General features: G+C 40.5%; 23 protein-coding genes, 1 pseudogene and 1 other annotated feature. Of the genes and pseudogenes, 2 read left to right on the forward strand and 22 right to left on the reverse strand.

The window, feature by feature from the left end:
* Position 1 precedes the first annotated feature (1 nt).
* From PQ478_RS16915 to PQ478_RS16950, 8 genes and pseudogenes are all read right to left on the reverse strand, one after another.
* Positions 2-2,368, reverse strand: a complete 2,367-nt coding sequence (locus PQ478_RS16915) for an endonuclease MutS2 (protein WP_289234935.1) — start codon at positions 2,366-2,368, stop codon at positions 2-4.
* A 33-nt stretch (positions 2,369-2,401) separates the two neighbouring features.
* A complete protein-coding gene (polX, locus tag PQ478_RS16920) occupies positions 2,402-4,117 on the reverse strand; it encodes a DNA polymerase/3'-5' exonuclease PolX (RefSeq protein ID WP_289237004.1) in 1,716 nt (571 codons plus the stop codon).
* Between the two features lie 114 nt (positions 4,118-4,231).
* On the reverse strand, positions 4,232-4,777 hold the full coding sequence (locus tag PQ478_RS16925; RefSeq protein WP_289234936.1) for a CvpA family protein: 546 nt from the start codon (positions 4,775-4,777) through the stop codon (positions 4,232-4,234).
* Between the two features lie 100 nt (positions 4,778-4,877).
* Positions 4,878-5,126: pseudogene (zapA, locus tag PQ478_RS16930) on the reverse strand (cell division protein ZapA); the annotation flags it as partial.
* 245 nt (positions 5,127-5,371) lie between these two features.
* Positions 5,372-6,781 (reverse strand): phospholipase D family protein, encoded by a 1,410-nt coding sequence (locus tag PQ478_RS16935; RefSeq protein ID WP_289234937.1) that lies wholly within the window; start codon positions 6,779-6,781, stop codon positions 5,372-5,374.
* Between the two features lie 73 nt (positions 6,782-6,854).
* On the reverse strand, positions 6,855-9,281 hold the full coding sequence (gene pheT, locus PQ478_RS16940) for a phenylalanine--tRNA ligase subunit beta (RefSeq protein ID WP_289234938.1): 2,427 nt from the start codon (positions 9,279-9,281) through the stop codon (positions 6,855-6,857).
* 16 nt (positions 9,282-9,297) lie between these two features.
* A complete protein-coding gene (gene pheS / locus PQ478_RS16945) occupies positions 9,298-10,332 on the reverse strand; it encodes a phenylalanine--tRNA ligase subunit alpha (RefSeq protein ID WP_012959986.1) in 1,035 nt (344 codons plus the stop codon).
* A 401-nt stretch (positions 10,333-10,733) separates the two neighbouring features.
* Positions 10,734-11,489, reverse strand: a complete 756-nt coding sequence (locus PQ478_RS16950; protein WP_289234939.1) for a TrmH family RNA methyltransferase — start codon at positions 11,487-11,489, stop codon at positions 10,734-10,736.
* A gap of 124 nt (positions 11,490-11,613) precedes the next feature.
* Between PQ478_RS16950 and sspI the strand changes: the two genes are divergently transcribed.
* On the forward strand, positions 11,614-11,820 hold the full coding sequence (sspI, locus tag PQ478_RS16955; RefSeq protein ID WP_012959988.1) for a small acid-soluble spore protein SspI: 207 nt from the start codon (positions 11,614-11,616) through the stop codon (positions 11,818-11,820).
* 246 nt (positions 11,821-12,066) lie between these two features.
* Here the strand turns inward: sspI and PQ478_RS16960 are convergent, their stop codons facing one another.
* Positions 12,067-13,152: a M42 family metallopeptidase gene (locus PQ478_RS16960; RefSeq protein ID WP_289234940.1), complete on the reverse strand. Its 1,086-nt coding sequence runs from the start codon at positions 13,150-13,152 to the stop codon at positions 12,067-12,069.
* A gap of 108 nt (positions 13,153-13,260) precedes the next feature.
* Positions 13,261-13,767 (reverse strand): dUTP diphosphatase, encoded by a 507-nt coding sequence (locus tag PQ478_RS16965; protein ID WP_289234941.1) that lies wholly within the window; start codon positions 13,765-13,767, stop codon positions 13,261-13,263.
* 126 nt (positions 13,768-13,893) lie between these two features.
* Between PQ478_RS16965 and PQ478_RS16970 the strand changes: the two genes are divergently transcribed.
* Positions 13,894-14,274 carry a hypothetical protein gene (locus tag PQ478_RS16970; protein ID WP_012959991.1) on the forward strand — a complete coding sequence of 127 codons (381 nt, stop codon included), beginning with the start codon at positions 13,894-13,896 and terminating at the stop codon, positions 14,272-14,274.
* 35 nt (positions 14,275-14,309) lie between these two features.
* Here PQ478_RS16970 and PQ478_RS16975 read toward each other — a convergent pair whose 3' ends face one another.
* From PQ478_RS16975 to PQ478_RS17030, 12 genes are all read right to left on the reverse strand, one after another.
* On the reverse strand, positions 14,310-14,885 hold the full coding sequence (locus PQ478_RS16975; protein ID WP_012959992.1) for a TVP38/TMEM64 family protein: 576 nt from the start codon (positions 14,883-14,885) through the stop codon (positions 14,310-14,312).
* A gap of 57 nt (positions 14,886-14,942) precedes the next feature.
* Positions 14,943-15,206, reverse strand: a complete 264-nt coding sequence (locus PQ478_RS16980) for a DUF1294 domain-containing protein (RefSeq protein WP_289234942.1) — start codon at positions 15,204-15,206, stop codon at positions 14,943-14,945.
* An 84-nt stretch (positions 15,207-15,290) separates the two neighbouring features.
* Positions 15,291-15,650: a 50S ribosomal protein L20 gene (gene rplT / locus PQ478_RS16985; RefSeq protein WP_012959994.1), complete on the reverse strand. Its 360-nt coding sequence runs from the start codon at positions 15,648-15,650 to the stop codon at positions 15,291-15,293.
* Positions 15,651-15,686: 36 nt separating this feature from the next.
* On the reverse strand, positions 15,687-15,887 hold the full coding sequence (rpmI, locus tag PQ478_RS16990) for a 50S ribosomal protein L35 (RefSeq protein WP_012959995.1): 201 nt from the start codon (positions 15,885-15,887) through the stop codon (positions 15,687-15,689).
* Between the two features lie 40 nt (positions 15,888-15,927).
* Positions 15,928-16,431 carry a translation initiation factor IF-3 gene (gene infC / locus PQ478_RS16995; RefSeq protein WP_012959996.1) on the reverse strand — a complete coding sequence of 168 codons (504 nt, stop codon included), beginning with the start codon at positions 16,429-16,431 and terminating at the stop codon, positions 15,928-15,930.
* Between the two features lie 100 nt (positions 16,432-16,531).
* Positions 16,532-16,658: a sequence feature (ribosomal protein L20 leader region), on the reverse strand.
* A 176-nt stretch (positions 16,659-16,834) separates the two neighbouring features.
* Complete coding sequence (thrS, locus tag PQ478_RS17000) at positions 16,835-18,766, reverse strand: threonine--tRNA ligase (RefSeq protein WP_289234943.1); 1,932 nt, start codon at positions 18,764-18,766, stop codon at positions 16,835-16,837.
* Positions 18,767-19,143: 377 nt separating this feature from the next.
* Positions 19,144-20,007 (reverse strand): putative sporulation protein YtxC, encoded by an 864-nt coding sequence (gene ytxC, locus PQ478_RS17005; protein WP_012959998.1) that lies wholly within the window; start codon positions 20,005-20,007, stop codon positions 19,144-19,146.
* Between the two features lie 191 nt (positions 20,008-20,198).
* The gene (gene mqnC / locus PQ478_RS17010; RefSeq protein WP_075681414.1) at positions 20,199-21,311 is read right to left on the reverse strand and encodes a cyclic dehypoxanthinyl futalosine synthase; all 1,113 of its coding nucleotides are present in this window, start codon (positions 21,309-21,311) and stop codon (positions 20,199-20,201) included.
* A 112-nt stretch (positions 21,312-21,423) separates the two neighbouring features.
* Positions 21,424-22,359, reverse strand: a complete 936-nt coding sequence (dnaI, locus tag PQ478_RS17015) for a primosomal protein DnaI (protein ID WP_012960000.1) — start codon at positions 22,357-22,359, stop codon at positions 21,424-21,426.
* A 2-nt stretch (positions 22,360-22,361) separates the two neighbouring features.
* On the reverse strand, positions 22,362-23,873 hold the full coding sequence (locus PQ478_RS17020) for a replication initiation and membrane attachment family protein (protein ID WP_012960001.1): 1,512 nt from the start codon (positions 23,871-23,873) through the stop codon (positions 22,362-22,364).
* A gap of 76 nt (positions 23,874-23,949) precedes the next feature.
* Positions 23,950-24,405 carry a transcriptional regulator NrdR gene (gene nrdR / locus PQ478_RS17025; protein WP_012960002.1) on the reverse strand — a complete coding sequence of 152 codons (456 nt, stop codon included), beginning with the start codon at positions 24,403-24,405 and terminating at the stop codon, positions 23,950-23,952.
* A gap of 124 nt (positions 24,406-24,529) precedes the next feature.
* On the reverse strand, positions 24,530-24,931 hold the full coding sequence (locus PQ478_RS17030) for a hypothetical protein (protein WP_012960003.1): 402 nt from the start codon (positions 24,929-24,931) through the stop codon (positions 24,530-24,532).
* Positions 24,932-24,936: the final 5 nt, after the last annotated feature.

Genomic DNA, 24,936 nt, shown 5'->3' on the forward strand with positions numbered 1-24,936 from the left:
TCTATTTTAATTCAATCACCGTATTGCCAAGACCGCCTTCATTCATCCCGCCGTCACGAGCTGCTTTTATTCTTGGATGCTTACTCACTAATTGCTTAACTCCTTTTCTGAGAGCACCTGTCCCTTTCCCATGAATAATTGACACTTGATGATAACCAGCCAATAGCGCATCATCAATATATTTTTCTACTTTTAACATAGCATCCTCATACCGCTCTCCGCGAAGATCAAGTTCAGGTTTCACATGATGCTCGCTGCCTCTGACAGTAGCAAGAGGCTTTGCCTCTACTTGTTTTGGTTTATCTAAGAGCTGTAAGTCATCTGCTTTGACTTTCATCTTCATAATGCCGATTTGAACGTTATATTCTTTCTCATTGACCTGTTCAATGACATGCCCTTTTTGCCCGAAGCTTAATACTTTAACATCGTCGCCGGCTTTAATTGTCTGCTTCGCTTTCGCTCTCGCAGCTTCCTTTTTCACTTTCTTTTGCTTTGCCGTCAGTTTTGGTGCTGCTTCTTCTAAATGTTTTTTTGCATCAATTAATTGATGCTCCTTAACATTCAGGCCTTCTTTTTGCATTTCTCTTAGTTCACCAATGATAAATTCGGCTTCTTCTTTAGCAGACTCAACTGCAGCTTTCGCTTTATCTTCGGCTTCTTTTAAGACACGTTCCTTTTGTTCTTCTAATTGTTCTATTTGAGCCATTAACTCATTTCTTAATGTTTCAGCTTTTTTCCTGATCTCGCTTGCCTCTGCCCATTCAGATTCAGCAGATTTTTGGCTTGTCTCTAAAGAGGCAATCATATTTTCAATTTGATTCGTTTCACTATCAATTTGTTCTTTCGCTGATTCGATAATGCGCTCATCAAGGCCAAGCCGTCTTGAAATGGCAAAGGCATTACTGCGGCCAGGAACTCCTATAAGTAAACGATAAGTTGGTCGCAGTGTTTCTACATCAAATTCAACACTTGCATTCATTGCCCCTTCTCGGTTATATGCATAGCCTTTTAACTCACTGTAATGGGTGGTCGCAACAACACATGCCCCTCTTTTATACACATCATCTAAGATAGAAATAGCTAGTGCAGCACCTTCTGTCGGATCTGTCCCTGCACCAAGCTCATCAAATAAGACCAGGCTTTGAAAGTCAACCTTACCTAAAATGTCCACAATATTTGTCATATGACTTGAGAACGTACTTAAACTTTGTTCAATTGACTGCTCATCACCGATATCAGCAAATATTTGCTTAAATACGGCTACTTCAGATTCCTCGTCAACCGGTACATGCAATCCTGATTGAGCCATTAATGTTAAGAGTCCTACTGTTTTTAAAGTGACCGTTTTACCGCCCGTATTTGGTCCTGTAATAATTAATGAACGGTATTCGTCTCCGAGGATCACATCAATCGGAACAACTTCCTCATCAGCAAGCAGCGGGTGTCTTGCTCTTTTCAAATGAATGTAGCCACGATCATTAAGCAGCGGGGCTGTTGCTTTAATTCGTTTTGCATAATGAGCTTTTGAAAAGATAAAATCAAGCTGAGCTAATTGCTCAAGATTAATTAAAATTGCCTCTGCATGCTCTGAAATGAGGGCAGACAGCTCTGCTAAAATCCGCTCAACCTCATGTGCTTCTTTTACTTTTGCTTCACGCAATTGATTGTTAATAGTAACAATTGCCTGCGGTTCGATAAAAAGGGTTGCTCCGGAAGCAGATTGATCATGTACAATCCCGCCAAAAGCACTGCGATACTCTTGTTTTACTGGAATAACAAAGCGGTCATTTCTAATCGTTACAATCGCATCTGAGAGCATTTTCTGAGTGTTAGAAGAACGTGTGATACTTTCAAGCTTCGATCTGACCGATGACTCATAACTTCTTACTTGTTGTCGAATCGTTCTAAGGGCCGGGCTTGCAGAATCCAGCACATGTCCATTATCATCAATGCATTGTTTGACCGCACGCTCTACATCCGTTAAAGACTCTATTTGTTGTGTGTAATAATAAAGATGAGGCAGTTCAAGTTCTTCTTCTTCGACCATCGTCTCAATGAATTTCTTTAATTGTCTGCCTCCGTAAATGGTACTCGCAATTTCAATTAATTCACCAGCAGCCAATGCTCCGCCTATCTGCGCTCGCTTCGCATGTGCAGTCACATCAAAAATACCACCTAGAGGCACGTGACCTTTTAATCTTAAAACAGTAGCCCCCTCAGACGTTTCCTTTTGACTGCGTGCAACGTCTTCTAGGTCCACATGCGGCTTAAGTGTATGAACAAGCTGCTTGCCTAAAGAAGAGGCCACATGCTCTTGCAGCTGCTGCTTCATTTTGTTGTATTCTAATACCCTTAATACACGTTCCATCTATTTACTCCTTTATAAAACCATTTTATATCTTTAGTTGTCATGGCGATTTAAAAATGCCCTCACTTCTTTTACGCCCCACATATTAAGTACTTGTTCTTTTTTCAGCATAGCTCTTCTTGCTTGCGCCACACCATATTTCATATCAGTTAACCCATCTATATGATGAGCATCTGTATTTACTGAAAGAACAACTCCTGCTTCAGCAGCTTTTTTGAGCCATTCGGCCGCTAAATCAAGACGGTTCGGATTTGCATTCAGCTCAAGAGCCGTATTCGTTTCTTTTGCTAATTGAATGAGAGCTTCTAGATCAACATCATAGCCCTTACGTCTGCCAAGTACTCTACCGGTCGGATGGGCAATTAAATCCACATGATGATTCGTTAAAGCCGTTTTCAACCGATCCATAATCACCTCTTGTTTTTGTGAAAAAGAAGAGTGGATCGAGGCAATCACAAAATCTACTTCTGATAAAATAGAATCATCATAGTCAAGCGTTCCATCAGGCAGAATATCCATTTCAATACCGGTGAAAATCGTAAAATCATCGTATTGCTGATTCAGTTCACGAATCTTTTCATGCTGCTCTTTAAGGCGTTTTACGGTTAACCCATTTGCCACCTTTAAATACTTTGAGTGATCTGTAATTGCAATATAATCATACCCTCTAGCTTGAGCTGCTTTTACCATTTCTTCAATTGAATTGGCTCCGTCACTCCACGTCGTATGCATATGGAGATCTCCGTGGATATGCTCTAAATCGACATACTCTTTCTCCGACTCGTAATACTCAACCTCACCTTGGTCTTCTCTAGCTTCCGGCGGGATGTAGGCTAGACCGAAATGGGCAAAAAAAGCTTCTTCATCTTCAAATGTCTTCACTTCACCCGTTTCACTATTTTCTACCCCGTATTCACTAATCTTTTCGCCTCGTTTTTTTGCAAGCTGACGCATTTTCACATTATGATTTTTTGAGCCAGTAAAATGATGAAGCGTCGTAGCAAATTCCTCTGGCTTCACTAATCTGAAATCAACTGAGATCGGGAATTCTTGTTCGATTTCTAACGAGACCTTGGTGTCGCCGTTTGCAATCACTTTCCCCGCTCCTTCAAGTGACACTAACTGCTCTCTTACTTTAGCAGGGTTATTAGTTGCAATGATGAAATCAAGATCTTTCACCGTTTCGCGAAGCCTGCGTAAGCTGCCGGCTCTAGAATACTTTTCAATATCTGACATTTGCGCAAGCTGCCCTTCAACCCATACAGCAACCGGCAATACTAAAGGAAGAGCCAGTCGTTCCGGTCTTGTCATAGCCTCTTCAAGCGCTACCAAAATTTTCTCTTCCGTCTTTTTGCCGAACCCAGCTAAAGCTTGTACTTTTTTATCTTCACACGCTTGCTTTAATGTGACGGCATCTACAACCCCCAGCTCTTGATAGAGCTTGCCGATCTTTTTACCGCCCAGCCCTTGAACTTTTAGCAATGGAATTAAACCTGCCGGGACATCTTCACTTAGCTCTTTTAATAATGTGGACTCTCCTGTATCCTTAAGCTCATTAATGACTTCGGCAGTCCCTTTTCCAATACCGTTTAACTTTACAGGATCTTCAATTTGACTAAGTGTCCGCTCATCAGTTTCAAGAGCTTGAGCTGCTTTTCTATAGGCAGATATCTTAAACGGGTTTTCCCCTTTAATTTCCAAATAAATCGCAATGGTCTCCAGTGTTTTAATAACCTCTTTTTTGTTCAATACACTCACCGTTCCTTTCTCCTATTCACCATCATACCGATTTCTAACAGGTAAAATCAAGAATTCAAGCAATCATAGAAAAAGGTCTAACCATTTCGGTCAGACCTCTTCGTTTTATGCCCCTAAATCATTTCGAATCCATAAGTCACGGATCCAATCAGATAAAAACGGCGTGTAATTCATCATTGTTTGAGCAACAATCGAGCGCTGCAGTTGATCTTGAATAAGATCAACCGGCAGCAATGCCGCCACATACAGCAGAATAAATAGAATTAAGTAGGTTTCTACAAAACAAAAAATGCTTCCTAGTAAACGATTAATTGATCTTAAGATTGGTAGATGTGCTACAAAATCTATCATTGACCCTACAATATGAAGTAGAATTTTTGTTCCAAAGAATAGAATAGCAAAAGCAATCCCAGAGTAATACACGCTCTCGCCATTAAAGGAACTAATAATCATTCCTACAGTGCTGTCTTGTGAAAATTGAGGATATGGAATCCAGAGCTGGATATAGGATGCGACCTCTTGATAGTAAGTATAAGCCACATACAAGGATACTATAAATCCAACTAGATGAATCAGCTGCAAAATAAGTCCACGTCTACGTCCTATAAAGAAACTCATTAATAAGAGTAGAAGGATAAGAAAGCTCAACATATTATTCGTCTCCTGTCGTACGGTTTGATCCCTTTGTTTCGTTTGATTCAGATCGACTTGGTTCGGATCGGTTTAATTCCCTTCGACCTAAATCTGATTTATCTCGCTCGTTTATTTCTTGCTCTAATCTCAACTGTAACTTTTTACATTCATCCACTACATTTACAGCTGTTAGTACAGCAAGACGCGTTGTATCTAAATAAGGATTTCTTTTTTTTATTTCTCTCATTTTTTGGTCAACCTCTTGCGCCACTTCTTTTATATGTGCCGGAGATTCTTGACCGACAACCGTATAGTTTTGACCATAGATTGAAACAGTTGTCCGTTGCTTTTCTTTTTTCTTAGACACAAAAGAAGCCTCCTATCTCGACATTGTTCCTTCATTTATTCACTCAACTTGCACAATACTTTAAAGCATTATGCACAGTGTCTTCTATACCATTATACACAAACGATATACAAAGCCGACAAAATCCTCCGTTTATCATAACACGAAGAAGGGTTGATGGAAATATCCTAGTTTCTTCTATTGGAAAAAAAAGAAAGGTTTCAAAGAAACCACTGCCGAGTCTTGCGGCAGTGGTTGATCGCATCTTAATAAGTTGTTAAGCCTGTAATTTTTTGCATGCGGTATAAGAACCTCGTCAGCCATGTTGTATTATCTTCATATTCTTCGTACGGCACTGTATAATGCCCTTGTTCATTGTTCCAAACCCGCTCAAAATAGCTGGTGATATCTTGTGAGAATTCCTGCTCATTCGGTGCCTTTACCCATAGGTTTGTCTCTAAATTATAGTCGCGTAAGTTACGGCTTGTAAAGTTAGCTGATCCTCCAATAACAGTAGTTTGATCTTCAGTTTTTCTTGCCATTAATTTTGGATGAAATTGTTCGCCAATCGTATCGTACCATCTAACCTCGATTGGACCTTCTTCTAGTAATTCCGCTGCTACCGGACGATTTGGCAAGCCCACCTTTTCTTGTCCAAACGCATCTTTATTAGGGTCTAGCACTAAGCGTACTTGAACACCCCTGTTTGAAGCATCAATGAGGGAGTTAATAACGTCGCGGTCAGATAGGTAAAACATTGCAAACCACAGCTCATCTCCGCTTTCTGCTTCATCTATTAACTCTAACGTACGTTCATATATTCTGCCTTCCGTAATCACCCTAACTTCTGCTTTCCCTTCTTCTGCCGGACGAGCTTCAACATCAATTGTCGGACCATCTGAAAATTCGCTTGCAGCATTTTCAGTGTACACAAGCTCATCAATAATCGGCCCATCTACTTGAATAGCAATATTTGAATGATAAGCACTGGCATCGTGAGGATTTGCAGAAGAAATAATTGCTGTTTTCTCTGTTGCTACTACTTTACGATGATTTGCTTTTACATTAAATAGTTTTAAATAAGATCTTAATGTCACGTCTGGAGCTTCCGGACTAAAGGCATTAGGAAGCCAGCCGCTGCCTGATTGACCAAACCATTGTATAAAGGTTCTCCAAATGCCCGAGTATAAAGGGTTTGAATCACGCAGCTGCGTTACATCAACAACAACCACATCAATCCCTGCATCACGCAGCTGCTCAAAATGCTGTGACTTATGCGAGCCATACGTTGTATTAATTTCATCTGATAAAACAAGCATTTCAATATCAGGTTCTGCTTGTTTTTTCTCAATTAATACATCTGTCATATGCTGGCTAAGAGGGGGGAAATCCAGCTCTGGGTCATAAAAGTCATTATACAAAAACATATCAAATACGATAAACTCTTCAGCTTCACTTACAGCCTCTTCAATTGCTGTGAAAACCTCATGCTCCATCTGGATGAGACCATCCTTTTGATACGTTAAATCGTATAAAAAATCTATATTATTCACGTAATAAGAATCACTTTCATAAGAAACCCCTTCAGGAAGCGGACGGTAGATCCCATAAAGTGTAACGATAACTAGAATAGATAATATTACAATAAGTACATAACGCTTTTTCAGTGATGCCACTCTCCTTCAACCAATTTAAAAGAACCCCCTGCCTTATCTTTTCCTTTTAGGCAGGGGGTTCAAACCACTTATATTAAGATCTTAAAGAAGCTCCGATTTGTGCTTGCAGTTCCTCCAGCACTTTTTCATGGACAAGAGTAACATCTTCATCCGTCAGCGTTTTTTCTGGATCTAAGTAAGTTAATGAGAAAGCTAATGATTTCTTGCCTTCTTCCATATGCTCACCTTGATAAAGGTCAAATAACTGAACAGAGCGCAAGAGAGATCCTCCAGTTTGGCTGATCACTTTTTCAACTTCCCCTGCTTGTACTTCACTGTTTACTACAAGGGCAATATCTCTTTGGATGGACGGGAATCTTGGCAGGCCTTGATACACCACATCTTCAACATCAACGTTTAATAACATTTCTAAATCAAGCTGGAAGACATACGTTTCACGCAAGTCCTCTTCTTTTTCAGTAGAAGGGTGGACTTGACCGATAAATCCTGCTTCTACATCATTCAGCATGATCACAGCCGTACGGCCTGGGTGCATTTTAGGACGCTTTGCTTGCTTGAAGTTTACCTGATCTTCTAACCCCAATTCAGCAAATAATCCTTCTACAACTCCTTTTACTACAAAGAAATCTACAGGCTTTTTCTCGCCTTGCCATGGATGTTCAAGCCATAACCCCGTAAATGCTGCTGCTACCATTTCTCGCTCTACCGGCTGACTTGTCAGCACCTTTTCCTCACTTGTGAAGATCGATCCAACTTCATACAAATGAAGATCTTGATTTTTACGGTTAAGATTATAGGTTAACACATCAAATAAATGCGGGATTAAGCTTGTGCGCATTGTGCTGCGGTCTTCACTCATCGGCATCGCTAAACGTACAGCCGATTCTGCCGGAGACTCCTCTGCAAATCCCTCTGCTTTTTTAGGACTTGTTAATGAATACGTAATCGCTTGAGTAAGACCCACACTTTCAAGGTAGCGGCGAACGCGGCGGCGTTTTGCTTGATAAGGTGTTAATGCTCCTTGAGTCGTTGCTCCTACAGGCAATGTCGTTGGGATCGTATCATAACCGTACAACCTTGCCACTTCTTCAAACAAATCTTCCTCAATCTGAATATCACCACGGCGAGTCGGAGCACTGATCACAAGGGTTTCTCCTTGATCCTCATACGTAAACTGCAGACGGTTAAAAATACCCTCCACATCTGCTTTTGAGATGTCTGTACCTAGACGATTATTCATGCGTGGTAAGTTAAGGTGCACTTGTACTTCTTCTCTGTTTAATTGATCAGACTCCACCACACCAGATACAATGGTACCATCGCATAGTTGTGCAATAAGTGCTGCAGCGCGTTCTCCGGCAGCTTTTACACGGCTCGGGTCTACGCCTTTTTCAAAGCGAGCACTTGAATCACTGCGTAGTCCAAGGTCACGAGAAGCTTTTCTCACTGCAGCCGGATTAAAGTAGGCTGCTTCAAGAAGAATGGTAGTCGTTTCATCACTTACTTCTGAAGTTTGACCGCCCATAACTCCAGCAATGGCCATCGGTTTCTCTCCATTTGTAATAAGAAGGTGATCAGTGCTAAGCGCTCGTTCTGCCTCATCAAGTGTAATCATTTTCTCGCCTTCACGGGCACGGCGAACCACTACTTCTTTTGATCCAAACTTATCATAATCAAAGGCATGAAGCGGCTGACCATATTCAAGCAGCACATAGTTAGTAATATCAACCACATTGCTGATTGGACGAATTCCAGCAGCTGTCAGACGGTTTTGCAGCCATAACGGGGATGGCCCTACTTTTACATCTTTTATAATCGTTGCACCGTAATAAGGGTTGTCATCGGTATTTTCCACATTTACATCAATGTAATCTGAGGCATGCTCGTCATTAGTTTGCAGGGAAACAGCAGGTAACTCTACCTCACGATCATAAAGTGCAGCAACCTCATACGCGACACCTAACATGTTTAAACAATCTGAACGGTTCGGTGTAAGATCAAGCTCTAACACTGTATCATCTAAATTCAAGAGAGCAAGAGCATCTGCCCCTACTTCAACCTCTTCCTTGAATACATAAATACCTTCTGCAAAATCTTTATGTACAAGTTTGCTCTCAATTCCTAGTTCCTGAAGTGAACAAATCATACCGTGAGAAGCCTCACCGCGAAGTTTAGCCTTTTTAATTTTGAAGTTGCCAGGAAGTACTCCCCCAACTTTGGCTACCGCTACATATTGACCTGCTGCTATATTCTTTGCACCGCAGACAATTTGAACTGGTTCCTCTTCTCCGATATCTACTTGGCAGACATTTAATTTATCTGCATTTGGGTGCTGTTCACATGAACGAACATACCCTACGACAACACCACGCACTCCTTGATTCAATTCATGAACAAAATCAATTTCAATTCCGCCGCGTGTCATTTTTTCAGCGATTTCTTTTGGTGTCACATCATCTACTTTTACGTAATCTTGCAGCCATTTATAAGAAACTAACATGATTCACTTCTCCTCCTTACACCCGTTTAAATTGCGCTAAAAAGCGTACATCATTTGTATAGAAATGACGAATATCATCAATATCATATTTAAGCATCGCTAATCGCTCTACACCCATTCCAAAAGCAAATCCACTGTATTCTTTTGAATCAAAACCGCTCATTTCAAGAACTTTCGGATGGATCATCCCTGCTCCTAGCACTTCAATCCATCCAGTGTTTTTACATACGCGGCAGCCTTCTCCTCCGCACATTCCACAAGAAACATCTACTTCAACAGAAGGCTCTGTGAATGGGAAGAAACTTGGACGCAAACGAATACTGCGATCAGGTCCAAAGAAGCTTTGTGCAAAGGCTTCAAGAACACCCTTTAAGTCACTCATGCGTACATTTTTATCAACGAATAACCCTTCAATCTGCATAAACTGATGAGAATGCGTTGCATCATCATCATCACGGCGGAATACTTTACCAGGGCAGATAATTTTCACTGGTCCTCTTCCTTCAAACTTCTCCATCGTACGAGCTTGTACCGGCGAAGTATGAGTTCTTAGTAATAATTCATCTGTAAAATAGAAAGAGTCCTGCATATCACGTGCGGGGTGATCCTTTGGCAGGTTCAGTGCTTCAAAGTTGTAATAATCTGTCTCCACTTCTGGACCTTCCGCTACAGAAAATCCGAGCCCTAAAAAGGCATCCTCGACTTCTTCAACTACAGCCGTTAGTGGATGGCGGGCTCCTGTTTTTTGCGGACGGCCTGGAAGAGTCACGTCAATGCTTTCCTTCGCTAGTTTCGCTTCTACAGCTGCTGTTTCTAGCGCCACCTCTTTTGTTTCAATCGCAGATTTAATCTCATCACGAACTTCATTTGCCATTTGGCCGATCAGCGGTCTTTCTTCAGCTGATAATTTACCCATGCCGCGAAGTACCTCAGTAATAGGCCCTTTCTTACCTAGATAAGCAACGCGGACTTCCTGCAATGCTTTCACATCTTGTGCTTCAGTCACTTGTGCTAATGCTTGCTCTTTAAGCTCTTGTAAACGCTCACGCATGCTAATTCCTCCTTTTTTACCAATCATCTATAGTATGTCGTTCTAATACGAACGCAAAAAAGGCCTTCGCCTCCCGCAAAAGGGACGAAGACCGTGGTACCACCCTTAATTTGTAATCAACAATTGTTCATTACATTCTTCATTGTCATAACGGCACATTGCCGGAACATCTTAACATGCAGAAAAATCTGCTGCCCTCCGATGTCTGCTCCAGAGTGAATTCAGTGATTCCTACCATAGAAATGCTTTCAGTCAAGGCATTCCCTCCCTTTTTGGCGGTCTAACACGTACTACTCTCTTTCGTCACATATCCCTTATTTAATTGCTTCTATATTATAGATAATTCTAAGTGCTTATGCAACCGTTCGTTAACGAAAAGCGACTATCCTCTATATCTTATCCTAGCCTTTTAAATAATAAAGCAGGATGCCTGTGGCAACTGCTACATTTAAAGACTCTGCCTGTCCATATATAGGGATGTAGATATTTTGATCACTGCCCTCTAGCAGCTCGTTTTGCACGCCCTCTCCTTCATTCCCAACAATCAAAGCGAATTCAGGCTGCGGTTCAATCGCTGTATAAGAACTTGCTTCTGTTAAAGACGTCCCAAACACAGGGATGTTTCTTTCTTTTAACTTTTCAACCCATTCGATCAGTGATCCTCGTATAACAGGCATATGGAAAATGGATCCTTGAGAAGCACGAATCACCTTGCTGTTAAATAAGTCAACACTTCCTTCTCCTAGTACAACGCCTGTCATACCTGCTGCATCCGCTGTACGGATCATTGTGCCTATATTCCCTGGGTCTTGAACTCGGTCGATTAATAAAAACTGACCGCTTAATGTAGTCATAGACGGGGGCGCTGGAATGGCACAAACCGCAGCGATGCCTTGAGGAGTCTCTGTTTCAGATATTTCTTTTAACACTTGTGGACTGACGATGATGATGTCATTTTCATTGACCTCCCAAGTAAGCGGCAGCACCGTTTGTTCCGTCATTAAAATAACTTCTATGTGGAACTTCGCTTTTAGGGCTTCCTCCACAAGGTGAAAACCTTCTATAAGAAATCTTCCTGCCTTATCACGGCCTTTTTTTGTATGCAGCTTCTTCCAGCCTTTTACTTGTTCATTTTTCACAGAATCGATTCGTTTCATGCTTTTCTCCTTTACGTTCATCTCTATAAACATCATACCGATTTTCTTGCTCATAATCCAGTCCGGCTTGTGACATACTAATGCAAGCAAGAAATTTATTTCCATATTAAAGGAGTGGTTTCAGGTGGGTTTTAATTTACGTGGAGCGATTATGGCTAATATTCAAGGCAGCAGTGAGGAAGAAGTAGAAGCAACCATTGTTGATGCGATCCAAAAAGGCGAAGAAAAGATGCTTCCTGGATTAGGTGTATTATTTGAAGTGTATTGGAAAAATGCGAACGAGCAGGAAAAAGATCAGCTTTGCCAACAAATTTCACAAGGATTGCAATAACACACGAGAGCATGAGTGATGACGTTCACTCATGCTTTTTTTATTCCATGCCCTTGTGCTACATTCTAAACAAGGGAGCGAGTATACCAGCTAGCAAATATAATGAGGCAAAAATGACGATAAGTTTAAAGCAGAATGTCCATTTGTTCTTATCCACCCCAGTGATCTCCTTTCTGCTTCGGTATGATCTGTGTATAAAAAAATCCAGCCGCGGCCGACTGGATTTCATCATCTTAATCTTAGGTCTTAATTATACGTAATGGCTTCTACCGTTTCTTTATCAAGCTTTTTAATGACTTCAACAATTAACTTTACTGTGTTTTCATAATCATCTCTGTGAAGCATCGCAGCATGTGTATGAATATAGCGGGTAGGCACCGTAATCGATAGAGCCGGCACCCCGTTAGCTGTTAAGTGAATGGCACCAGAATCTGTGCCTCCACCAGCCATAGAGTCAAATTGATACGGGACGTTATGTTCATCAGCTGTATCTACTACAAAGTCACGCAAGCCTTTATGAGAGATCATTGAAGCATCGTACAATACAATCTGCGGACCTTCTCCCATTTTAGCTAATGCTTCTTTTTCTGTTACACCAGGCGTGTCTCCAGCAATTCCTACATCCACACCAAAGCCGATATCAGGCTCAATAAGGTGAGCTGATGTGCGGGCTCCGCGTAACCCAACTTCCTCTTGAACTGTTCCTACACCATATACTGTATTTGGATGATCTACATCTTTTAGTTCACGTAATACATCAATCGCAATTGCACAACCGATACGATTATCCCATGCTTTTGCCATTAATAACTTTTCATTTTTCATCACCGTAAACTCGCATACAGGCACAACAGAATCACCTGGGCGAACACCAAACTCCATTGCTTCTTCTTTGCTTGTCGCACCAATATCAATAAACATATCCTTCTTATCAACAGGCTTGCGACGAGCTTCTGCAGGCAGAATATGCGGTGGCTTTGAACCGACAACCCCTGGAATATTACCGTTCTTTGTCATGATCGTAACGCGTTGTGCAAGCATCACCTGTTCCCACCAGCCGCCTACTGTTTGAAAACGAAGGAAGCCTTTATCATCAATACTTGTGACCATAAAACCAATTTCATCTAGATGTCCGGCTACCATAATTTTAGGACCAGCTTCTGATCCGACCTTTTTAGCAACAAGGCTTCCTAACCCATCAGTCGTTACTTCATCTGCAAAAGGGCTGATGTATTTAGACATCACATCACGAGCTTCTTTTTCATTACCAGGAATCCCATTTGCATCCGTCAAATCTTTTAGCATTTGCAGCTTTTCATCAAGCTTTGTCATTATGTATTTCCCCCTTCAATGGGTATGCATGCTCACCCATAACTAGTATGTACTATACGACTAGTATAAATGAAATTGTTTCGCAACTCAAATTATTTCGAAAGAATGTTAATAGCCTTGATCTTGTCTTTCATGGTTCACTTTATTTTTTTCAAAATACGCTTGTTCAATCTCTTTGCCGCTAAACCCAAGCATGTCACCAAGTTTCATAAATGATGCCGTGAGTTTATGAAAATCCTCTTCATTTCGATTTCTATTTAAACGATGAGTGGATTCCATTACATATAAAAATTGTTCTGTAAGCGTTCGCTCGGCTTGACCATTTTCATCCGTTGCAAAAGTAGTATACCCTAAAGACAATCCTAGCGTTAAAACGAAGTGAAGACCATCAACATATTCTTCTAAAATAACAGATCTCTCAGCCGGTCCTTTTTTACTCCAATACTTAAAGCATCTTGTCTCATTTGCTAGTTCTCCCAATTCCACAAGAAATGCAAGCTGCTTCTCTTGAAAAAGGTCATGCCCAGTCAGATTATGCTCCTCTAAAATACGGTCATTAAGATTTTTTTGAGTTTGAAATAATTGCTCTACATTTAAATTATTATCCTTCATCATGCATATCACTCCTATTCATTCTTATTTATTATACCAATTTTTTTTCATCATTTTGCAACCAAAGAAGAGCTGATTCGTATAAACTAGTAAGTAGACAAAAAACCCGCACGAAAGGGGCTTCTAGAAATGGTTATTTTATTTCGATTACTACTGCTTATCGCCATTGCGTTTATTGTATATTCCGCTATTAAATATGTATTTCACCCAAGAAGGAAACTTGAACAAGCTCATGACCGCAGACAGTATTTCTTTTTAGATGAAGAAAAGAATGTAAGAAAGAATTTTCTACTGACTTACAAAGGAGTTATGTTTGAAGGGGAAAAATATTTAGGGACGACCGAACAATCGTTTGAAATTGTTTCAATCTATATTTGGGCAAGAGATACGGAGCGGTTAAAAGGGCTGCATCGTGAAGATTTCGAGTTTATTGAAGAGGATATCAGACTTAGATACCCTAATGCAAAAATTGAATGGAAGAGCCCGATTAAAGAATTTCTGAAAAGATAAAAATAAACCGTACCATTCCATTGACTATGGAAATGCTACGGTTTTTTCGTCTGGAAAAACTCTTCCCAACTCATACTTGATTGTTTCTTTCTAAAAAGCATAAATAATAAAAGCAGGAACCCAGCAAATACGATCGTTCCTGCTAAAGGCAGCTCATGAATCATATCACCAAATGCTGTATATAATATTGCTGGAGGGATACTGACAAGAAATGATTTCTTTGTATATTCTTTTAATCCCTTTGATGTTTCAATTAAATAAAGTGAAACGACATGAAAATGAACCAAAGGCATCATTCGAATAATCATCATTTGCGGCAGGTTCCAGTCTTGGCGTCCTTTAAAGAAATGTTGTTTAATATTCGTCAGCTTTCTTTTAAGTCCTGGAGCAATTCGCACTAATCCATAGAATACTACACTTACAGCTGTCAAACCAATAATAGAATAAATCGACCCATACAGCGTTCCAAATAGATATCCACCAATCAAGCAAACAATTAATACCGGGATAAAAAACGCTTGTCTGAACACATGCAACAAAATAAAGAAGAGTGGAGCCAGCCAGCCGCTTTGTTCAATAAATAACAGCGAACGATCTAAAAATTCATTCATGCAAGCTCCCCCTCTCTTTGTATATCATTTCGTTAGCGTCTATTAAATAGTATATGTTTAACGACCCAGGATGATGAAAACGACTCCTATAATTTGAATGGTAATAATGATAGGAATTCCAGCTGTGAATGTACGATGCTTCGTTTTGTGACGGTATTCCTTCATCCCAATATACATACCAACGCCGCCGCCAATAAGGACTAATAAAAATAAATTTTTCTCAGATACACGTCTTTTTTTAGCTATTGCTTGCCGTTTATCGTATCCCATCACTAGATAAGACGTAATATTAATGAGCAACAAATATATGAACCACTCCATTATATCGACTCACCTCTATTTTGGTAACCTTTTATGTATTCATAAAAAAAAGCGCGAGCAAGAATGCCGCGCTTTTTCATTGTTTTATGCGTTTAGGCTTGACTTAGCTTTTTCAGCTAATTGTGCAAATGCTTCAGCATCGTTCACTGCAAGGTCAGCAAGGATCTTACGGTTTACGTTGATTTCAGCAAGCTTAAGTCCGTGCATTAAACGGCTGTATGAAAGACCATTCATACGAGCAGCTGCGTTGATACGTGTAATCCAAAGTTTACGGAAATCACGTTTCTTTTGACGACGATCACGATAAGCATATAGTAAGGACTTCATTACTTGTCCTTGTGCTGATTTGAATAATAAATGTTTAGAACCGAAATATCCTTTTGCTAACTTTAATACCTTCTTACGACGACGACGAGCGACATAACCGCCTTTTACTCTTGGCATCGAAGTTCCCTCCTTTTAATCATCCGAACGAATCAATTATTTTTTGTACGTTAACATTGAGCGAATACGCTTGAAGTCTCCAGAGTGTACAATAGCAGACTTACGTAGCTTACGCTTTTGCTTTTGAGACTTGTTACCAAATAAGTGACTAGTGAAGCCGTGCGCACGCTTAAGCTTTCCAGATCCAGTCTTTTTAAAACGCTTCGCAGCGCCTCTATGAGTTTTCATTTTAGGCATAACTAAGGTCCTCCTTTAATCTTCTTCAAGCTAGTCGATGTTACTTTTCAGTTTTAGGCGCTAAGATAAGGAACATGCTACGACCTTCCATCTTAGGCTTAGCTTCAATGACAGCAACATCTTCACATTCTTTTGCAAGACGCTCTAATACTACTCTTCCTATCTGAGAGTGAGTAATCGCACGTCCGCGGAAACGGATCGCTGCTTTTACTTTGTCTCCTTTTTCAAGGAATTTACGAGCGTTGCGAAGCTTCGTATTGAAATCATGGTCTTCAATTGTCGGGCTCAAGCGAACCTCTTTAACGTTGATGACCTTTTGTTTCTTACGTGCTTCTTTGTCTTTCTTTTGTTGCTCATAACGGAATTTACCGTAGTCCATAATGCGACACACAGGTGGTTTCGCAGCAGGTGCAACACATACGAGATCAAGATTTACATTTTGCGCCATTTCAAGCGCTTCTTGTTTTGACTTGACTCCAATTTGATCGCCATTCGCTCCAATGAGTCGTACTTCACGGGCACGAATCCCTTCATTGACCAACATGTCTTTACTAATAATGAGCCACCTCCAAAGGATTTTCGCGGATCAAAGCAATTTATAAGCATAACTGTTCATCAAAAATGATTACAGAACATGCACCGATTCATGAAAAAAAGTGCGGGCGCACAATACGCCCACACTTCGGTCATTTACTAAAAATGAATCCCATCATACCTGGCAACAGCTTCATGCGTCAATCAGGTGAGAAGCGGGCGCTTCTGCTTGCTTTGTGTCCTTCTATTCGATTACCTAGATAACTATAGCATAATCCTTTTTGCGGTGTCAACACAATATGTCCGACTTCGTTATTTTAACGAATGTCCAGTCACTTTGCAATCCTTTTTTTCATTTAAGAGGAGTAGAAAATAATTGAAATGATTTCTACTCACCTATTGGCACCAAAAGATTATTTTTTCAGCTCAACGGCTAGATCAGAAATAAATGTTTGAAGCTCTTTAGATTCTGATGCCTGCTCCCCGTATTTACGAATGTTTACAGCACCAGCTTCCATTTCCTTATCTCCTAGAACGAGCATGTAAGGAATCTTTTGCATCTGCGCTTCACGAATTTTATATCCAATCTTCTCGTTACGCTCATCAATTTCCACTCTAGCACCTGCTCGTTGAAGCTCATCTTGCACTTTTTTCGCATACTCAAGATGAACATCAGGAGATACGGGAATGACTTGTACTTGAACAGGCGCAAGCCATGTTGGGAAAGCCCCTTTATATTCTTCAAGCAGGAAGGCAACGAAGCGCTCCATCGTAGAAACAACCCCGCGGTGTACAACAACAGGACGATGCGGCTGACCATCTTCTCCAACATACGTTAAATCAAATCGTTCTGGTAATAAGAAGTCCAATTGAACCGTTGATAATGTTTCATCCTTACCTAAAGCTGTACGAACCTGCACATCTAATTTAGGACCATAAAACGCTGCTTCGCCTTCTGCTTCATAATAATCCACATCCAGCTCATCCATCGCTTCTTTTAACATGCTTTGCGCTTTTTCCCACATCGCATCATCATCAAAATACTTTTCCTTATCTTCAGGGTCACGATAAGATAAGCGGAATTTATAATCATCCAACCCAAAATCTTTGTAGACTTCCTGAATTAAATACACAACGCGTAAGAACTCTTCTTTAATCTGGTCAGGACGACAGAAGATATGAGCATCATTTAACGTCATTCCACGTACACGCTGAAGTCCTGATACAGCCCCGCTCATCTCATAACGGTGCATCATACCAAGCTCCGCAATACGCAATGGAAGCTGACGGTAGCTGCGCATGTCTTGCTTGTATACCATCATATGATGAGGGCAGTTCATTGGGCGAAGAACGAATTCTTCATTGTCACGCTCCATAACAGGGAACATGTCATCTTTGTAATGATCCCAATGGCCTGATGTTTTATAAAGTTCTGAGCTTCCTAAAATCGGAGTGTACACGTGTTGATAGCCAAGACGCTCTTCTTTATCAACAATGTAGCGTTCAATCACACGACGAACAGTCGCTCCTTTTGGCAGCCATAACGGGAGGCCTTGTCCTACTTTTTGTGAAAGAGCGAAAATCCCTAGCTCCTTGCCAAGTTTACGATGATCACGTTCCTTGGCCTCTTCTAACAAGCGTAAATGCTCCTCTAGATCAGCCTTTTTGAAGAATGCCGTTCCGTAAATACGCTGAAGCATTTTGTTTTTGCTGTCACCGCGCCAATATGCCCCTGCCAGACTTAACAGTTTAAACTCCTTAATTTTGTTTGTTGAAGGGACATGCACGCCTCGGCATAGATCAAAGAATTCTCCTTGTTCATAAATCGTAAGGCTTTCTCCTTCAGGGATCGCTTCAATCAGTTCTAATTTGTACTCATCGCCAATTTCTTTGTAACGAGCAATGGCTTCTTCACGGCTTAACTCCACACGCGTTACTTCAAGGTTTTCTGCAATGATTTTCTTCATTTCTTTTTCGATCTTCGGCAGGTCCTCAGCCGTAATCGATTCTTCTGAATCAATATCATAGTAAAAACCGCCTTCAATCACAGGGCCGACTCCAAGCTTTACCCCTTTAAACAGGCGTTTAACAGCTTGTGCCATTAAGTGTGCCGTACTATGGCGCATGATTTCCAGTGCTTCCTCTGAATCTTGAGTGACAATTGCTATCTCTCCGTCTTCAGTTAGAGGTGTACGTAAGTCAACTAATGTATTATTAAGCTTTCCAGCTAACGCTTTTTTCTTAAGACCAGGGCTGATAGATGCCGCAATGTCTTCTGTTGTCGTGCCTCTAGGGAACTCCTTTACCGCACCATCTGGAAATGTAATCTTTAGTACATCTGCCATTCTTCTCGACTCCTTTTTTTGTGTAAATAAAAAACACTCGTCCCTTCATCATAGAAGGGACGAGTGTAGTTCGTGGTTCCACCCTTGTTACGCTGCAGCAAATAAACATTGCAAGTGCAGCAACTCATCATACAAGATAACGGCTGTGCGCCGGCGCTAGTTAATCCACATACGTGTTTCCCTGCGCAGTTCAGAGGTGGTAAGGTCACTAATATGAGCTAGGAAGCTTGCAGCGAATGCCTCCCTCTCTGTAAGTCATATATAATGCCTCTTGTCCTCATCATAACCATTCATATTCAAAGTGTTGTTTCATATCAAATAGGTTGATATGTAGTATTATATGGATGCAGAATTGGAAAATCAAGAGGGCATCTCATTTATTCTAATCTTTTTTTCTCATAATGGTGATAAGGATATAGCTTCATCCGTTCTTGAAATATTGCTTGAATGGTCACTACGACCCCGTGATCTGGTTGATCGGAGAATACATGAACTATGTTTGGTACCATACTAACCAATGGACTTATCACCATTTCTTCAAGCTCAATCGAATGTTCGAAAATAAGTTCTTCCTGCAAATGGAACAATACCTCATCTTTTGCAAGCTTTCTAAAATGCTGATCATAAAAAGAAAATGTTCCGTCATGGACAACATAGATTTCATTATATTTAGAAGGCTTCGTTTGAACGTATTGCCGGAAATCTTCAATCATATTTTGATATTCCTGTTCGAGCATATACTCATCAATAGCAATTTCCACACAATCAATCAGCATCTCCCCATAATCTCTCAACCGGAATGTTAAGAAAGGGTCATAATAAAAATTAGTTTCTTCTTCTAGACTATTAGCAAACGCCTCATAAATATAAGCATAACGATTAAAGAACGGTACGAGTGAAGGCAGGTCATTTCGATCTCCTTCTAAAATCGACCTTGCGATCATCAGAATCTGCTGCTGCTCTTCTTCATCTGTAAAATAAAACATCGATTCAATAATATCTAAGAGCCAATCATCTTCTCTTGTTTTAATCACATGTTCAGTTAATACAGAGGACAACAAGGGGTGAAACGAATCATAGAAACTAACCTGCTTATTTGTATAATCAAGCAATATTGTTTCTACACCATTTGACTCCACTTTCCCTCCTAGTCCAAGATCTGCATATCGCTCGATATACTCACGAAGCAGTTCATATAATTGCTTACAATCTCGCTCTTCTTCAAAATGAATGGCTATCACACCTATTCCCCCTAACCAACTCAACTAAAAAACTGATCTATAGTTACATACTCATGAAGTCATTTAGACAGGCCTTATTCCATCCTATGCATGAGCGTAGAAATAATGATTAGTTTTTCACATGTACGAGTCAGTATGGAAGAAAAACAAAAAAACCGCTCCTCTGCTAATAGCAAAGAAACGGTTTAGGGTTAGTTCTGCATTGTAAAATCTTTTTCTGCTGCTGTTTCCCCGTCAAACATACGAACGATATCGTATTTTGTATTACGTTGAGCTGGAATCTTTCCGGCTTCACGGATAAGACGAAGAATTTCATTCGTATTTACTTTATGAGTCGTACCTGCAGCTGATACAACATTCTCTTCAATCATTGTACTTCCGAAATCATTACAGCCATATTCAAGCGACTGTTTTCCTACTTCAGGACCCATTGTAACCCATGATGATTGGAAATTCGCAATATTATCAAGGAAAATCCTTGAAATCGCAACATTTTTCAAATAATCACGAGCCCCTAGCTTTTCTGTCTTCCACATACCCGTGTTCTCAGGCTGGAATGTCCATGAAATATAGGCTTTAAAACAATCAGTCTCATCCTGTGCATCTCTTACGCGTTGTAAGTGCAGAGCACGCTCCTCGTTCGATTCCCCAAAGCCGATAACCATCGTTGCTGAGCCGTGCATTCCAACACGCTTTGAAGCTTTCATTGCTTCCATCCATTGTTCCCAGGTAATTTTTAAGCGACTGACACGAAGGCGCGTTTCCTCAGTAAGAATTTCAGCGCCACCGCCTGGCATACTATCTAATCCAGCCTCATGCAGGGCACGAAGAACTTCCTCCACTGTCATATCAGAAACTTCTGCAATTTTCCAAATCTCCGCAGGTGAAAAAGAATGCATCCAGATGTTTGGAAAACGTTCCTTAATTTCACGAAGAAGATTTGTATAGTAATCTAGTTTCAAGTCAGGATTCGTTCCGCCTTGCATAAGAATCTCTGTACCGCCAACATCGATTGTTTCTTGAATTTTCTCAAAGATACGTTCGTTGTCAAGTACATACCCTTCTGAATGTCCTGGCTTACGATAGAATGCACAGAAACGACAATACGTATCGCAAAAATTTGTATAGTTTACATTTCTACCTATTACGAAGGTAGTTACAGGTTCTGGGTGCCATTTTTTCATTATCTTGTTGGCTGCTTCACCCATTTTTTCAACTTCATCACTTTCATATAGCGCAATCGCATCTTCCATTGAGATGCGCTCCCCATTTACCGCTCGTTCAAGAATTGCATCGATGCTCATGATTATGACCCTCACAATCTATCAAAATAAGATATCTTCATCCTATCATACATGAAACCCTTAAGGAAGCAACGGCGCTCCCTGTTCCAAAAGTTTCAAATTAATTTCTGTATTATCGTTTCTCTCTGCGGTTATGCCCAGCCACTGTCACAAATGTCGTGTTGTGCTTAATCCGCTCCATAATCCGCTTTGCCTTTAATTCTTCTATTCCACCACGGTCTGAGTAGGAAAGGTGATCTTCAAGTTCATCATAGTCATAATTAGATGTAAATAATGTAGGCAGCTTCTCAAGCATTCTGTACTGCAGGATCGCTCCGAGCACATCATCTCTCACCCAGCTTGAAGTCGTTTCAGCTCCAATATCATCTAAGATCAATACTTGAGCCTTTTTAATCGTATCGAGCTTTTCTTGAAAAGTCCCATCCCCAAGAGACTGCTTCATCTCACGAAAGAAATCTGGGGTATAAACCGTATACGATTCAATCCCGCGGTCAAATAATTCATTTGCTACAGCACCCATTAAATAGGTTTTTCCTACACCGAATTTCCCGTAAAAGTATAAACCTCCACCGTCCTCACCCGGATTTGCTTTTAACGCAAACTCAAGCGCTGCCGCTCCCGCTTCTCCTCTCTCGCCGTCCATATCAATCTCCTCAAAACGAGCAGATAAGATATCTTTAGGAATGTAAAGGGACTTCATGAGCTGACTTTGTTCTTTCTGCTTTTTCTCCTGTACTTTTAGGGCACAAGGAAGGTAATGAAGCTCTAAGTGCCCCCGCTCAATTGATAAAGAAGGCTGATACCCCTTCATCATGTTAGGACACTCTTTAAGCCCGGGACAGTTTGCACAAGCTCTGCGCTCTTTTTTAAATTCATAAAGCTTAACCATTCCGCTATCGATCATCTCATTTGTCACGGAATCTTTATTTTCTCTAATAAATGCCTTAATATAGGGATCAGTTAGAAGCTCTTCTCTTTGTTTATCTAAACGTTCTTTTAATCCTGTGCTTTTGGCCCATTGTTTAAGCGTTGATTGAATGGATTTCATTATCAGCTTTCTCCTTTCTCCCTTTTTCGTGCCCTAAGCTCTTCCATCATCTTCTCAAAACGCTTTTGGGCATCTGTCGTCTCTTTACCCGCTCCATTAGAAAGGTTTTCTGATGATGGACCGCTTTTAGCACCTTCACTCTCGTCCTCTTGCTTATTTTTATTCTGCTGCGTACCTTTATTCTTTTCTTTTTCTTTTTCTTCTATCAGCCATTTAGGTAAACGATCGCGTCTTGTAGTCTTCCTTGTACCTTGACTTCTTTTTGCAGCTGGAGTACTCTGGCCTTTTTCCTTTGCTAATGCCTTTTTCTCTTGTTCTTCTCTTGCTAAAAGCATAGCATCTTTCACTTTTTGGATCTTCTTTCGTGCCCAGTGAGCAGCGATCTTATCAATGAATGCTTTTTGCAGCTTCATATCATGCTGATACAACACATAGTCAATTAAGACATTCGCTACACCAGGAAGTAAATGATAATCAATGAGCAATGATTCTACAATTTTCGCATCAGCTGGCGCGACATACGCCCCGTCTGACCTGATTTCTAGTAAGGTTAACGGCGGTATGGTTTCATAAAATTTAATAATTTTTTCTTCTTCTGTTTCAGGTTCCTTTTCACGCATCGTCTGGTGCTCTGCAGGATGCGTCCTTAATCCAAGCGCAGGAGGCTCTGAACTATGTTCGATCTTGTACCATTCTTGAGCTTTTTTCCGCAAGACATCAAGGTCTACTTCATCATCATGCAAAACAGCCTGGCCTACAATGCGGCTCATCTCAAGAGGCTTGATCCGATACACAAATGCCAGTTTAAGAATGGCATTTTTCACTCCTTCCGTAAGAAGGCGCTCTGGAACGAGGAAGCTTGATAAGTCTTTTTTCATTAATTCAAAGTCAAATTCATCCTCACTAAATAATAAAGAATCGCTTTCCTCCCCTAACAATTCCATCTCCCCGCTAAACTTCATAGCATCTGATGTTTCAGATTGAAGGTTTGAGACAATTTCTGAATGATGGAGAGAGGTAAACACCTCATCAAAGGAATGAGTTAATTCTGTATATGTTTCTTCTTTCACAACTTCGACAGCAAAACGATCTCTCATTTGTCTGTACTTTTGTTTGCCTAAACGATTTAATAAATAAACACTAAGCACATCATTTTCAAAAAACTGCTTAGGATTCATAGGTTTTTGTAATTCATATAAATAAGAAGAACCTTCCTCTGTTGTTTCTTTAAATGTTCTTATTAACCCTATAGCTTCTAGCTTTTTCCGCTCTTCAAAAATCGTTTGGAGAGGAATATTCATCATGAGCATCAGCTGTCTGTGAGGTTGACGTTCACTCCAGTATTGATCTCTTTCTAACTGAGCCCAAAATGTCATATATAAACTATGAGCTACTGCTCCAACCAGCGGCTGATACAATAATGTCATTACTTTTTGATCCAGGTCCGTCAAATAATCTGAAACACGTACTGTAAAAGGATCAACAGGAAGCAGTTCCTTCCAATGCCAGCTCATATTTATTCCTCCCTTCCTAAAAAAATCATGAGTAAAAAAGAGCTTATAGCGCAACAACACTACAGCTCTTTGATCTTTAACCTTTATTCATTAATTCGGTCAATTCTTTTATAAAAACATTGATATCTTTAAATTGACGATAAACCGAAGCAAAACGCACATAAGCTACATCATCAATTGTTGCGAGTCTCTCCATCACTAACTCGCCTACATCTTGACTGTTGACTTCATTTTTGCCTCTGCCTCGAAGTTCCCGCTCCACTTCGTTAACAATCTGCTCTAACGTCTCAAGAGGTACTGGACGCTTCTCACATGCACGAATAAGGCCACGCAATATTTTATCACGATTAAACTCTTGGCGTGTGCCATCTTTTTTTACTACAATTAAAGGAACTTCTTCAACCATTTCAAAGGTTGTAAAACGATTGCTGCATGATTCGCACTCTCGTCTTCTTCGAATTGAACGTCCCTCGTGGCTTGGTCTTGAGTCAAGCACCCTTGTTCCATTATATTGACAAGCTGGACACCGCATGTAATCATCTCCACTTACTGTACCCTAACACGTGTCACCTACACCGATACAGTCTGGTTCTTAACTCTATCATATAAAAAAAGAAGGTATCTGACAAGCCAAGCTAATGAATTTGCCTTATTCTCTACACAAATTCATCTGCCATTCCGGTACCTAAATACGGCAGTTCCTTATCTAATTTCTCATAAATAGCCACAACGATCTTTTTACTTTTTCCAAAATCACTTGGGAGGCTTGTACCGCTTGAACAAGAAATATCAATAGCCGTTCGGTAAGGCTTTACCGTTACGATAGTGGCGACTAGAAGGGACTGTCCACCTTTTTGGGGCTCGGCAATCACTTCTCCTCGGCCGGTTTCTGCCTCTTTGATTTTCCATCCGGATGAAGAAAGTACAGATTCAACTGCATGCATGGCTTTATCTTTAGAAGTTTTATAGTAACGAGTTCTTAACCGTTCATCATAATGAGATTCAGCTGTTTCAGTATGATTATTAATAAATTGACCAATAAACTGACGAATAGACATTATAT

Source organism: Alkalihalophilus pseudofirmus (assembly GCF_029094545.1).
Taxonomy (GTDB): Bacteria; Bacillota; Bacilli; order Bacillales; family Bacillaceae_D; genus Alkalihalophilus; species Alkalihalophilus pseudofirmus.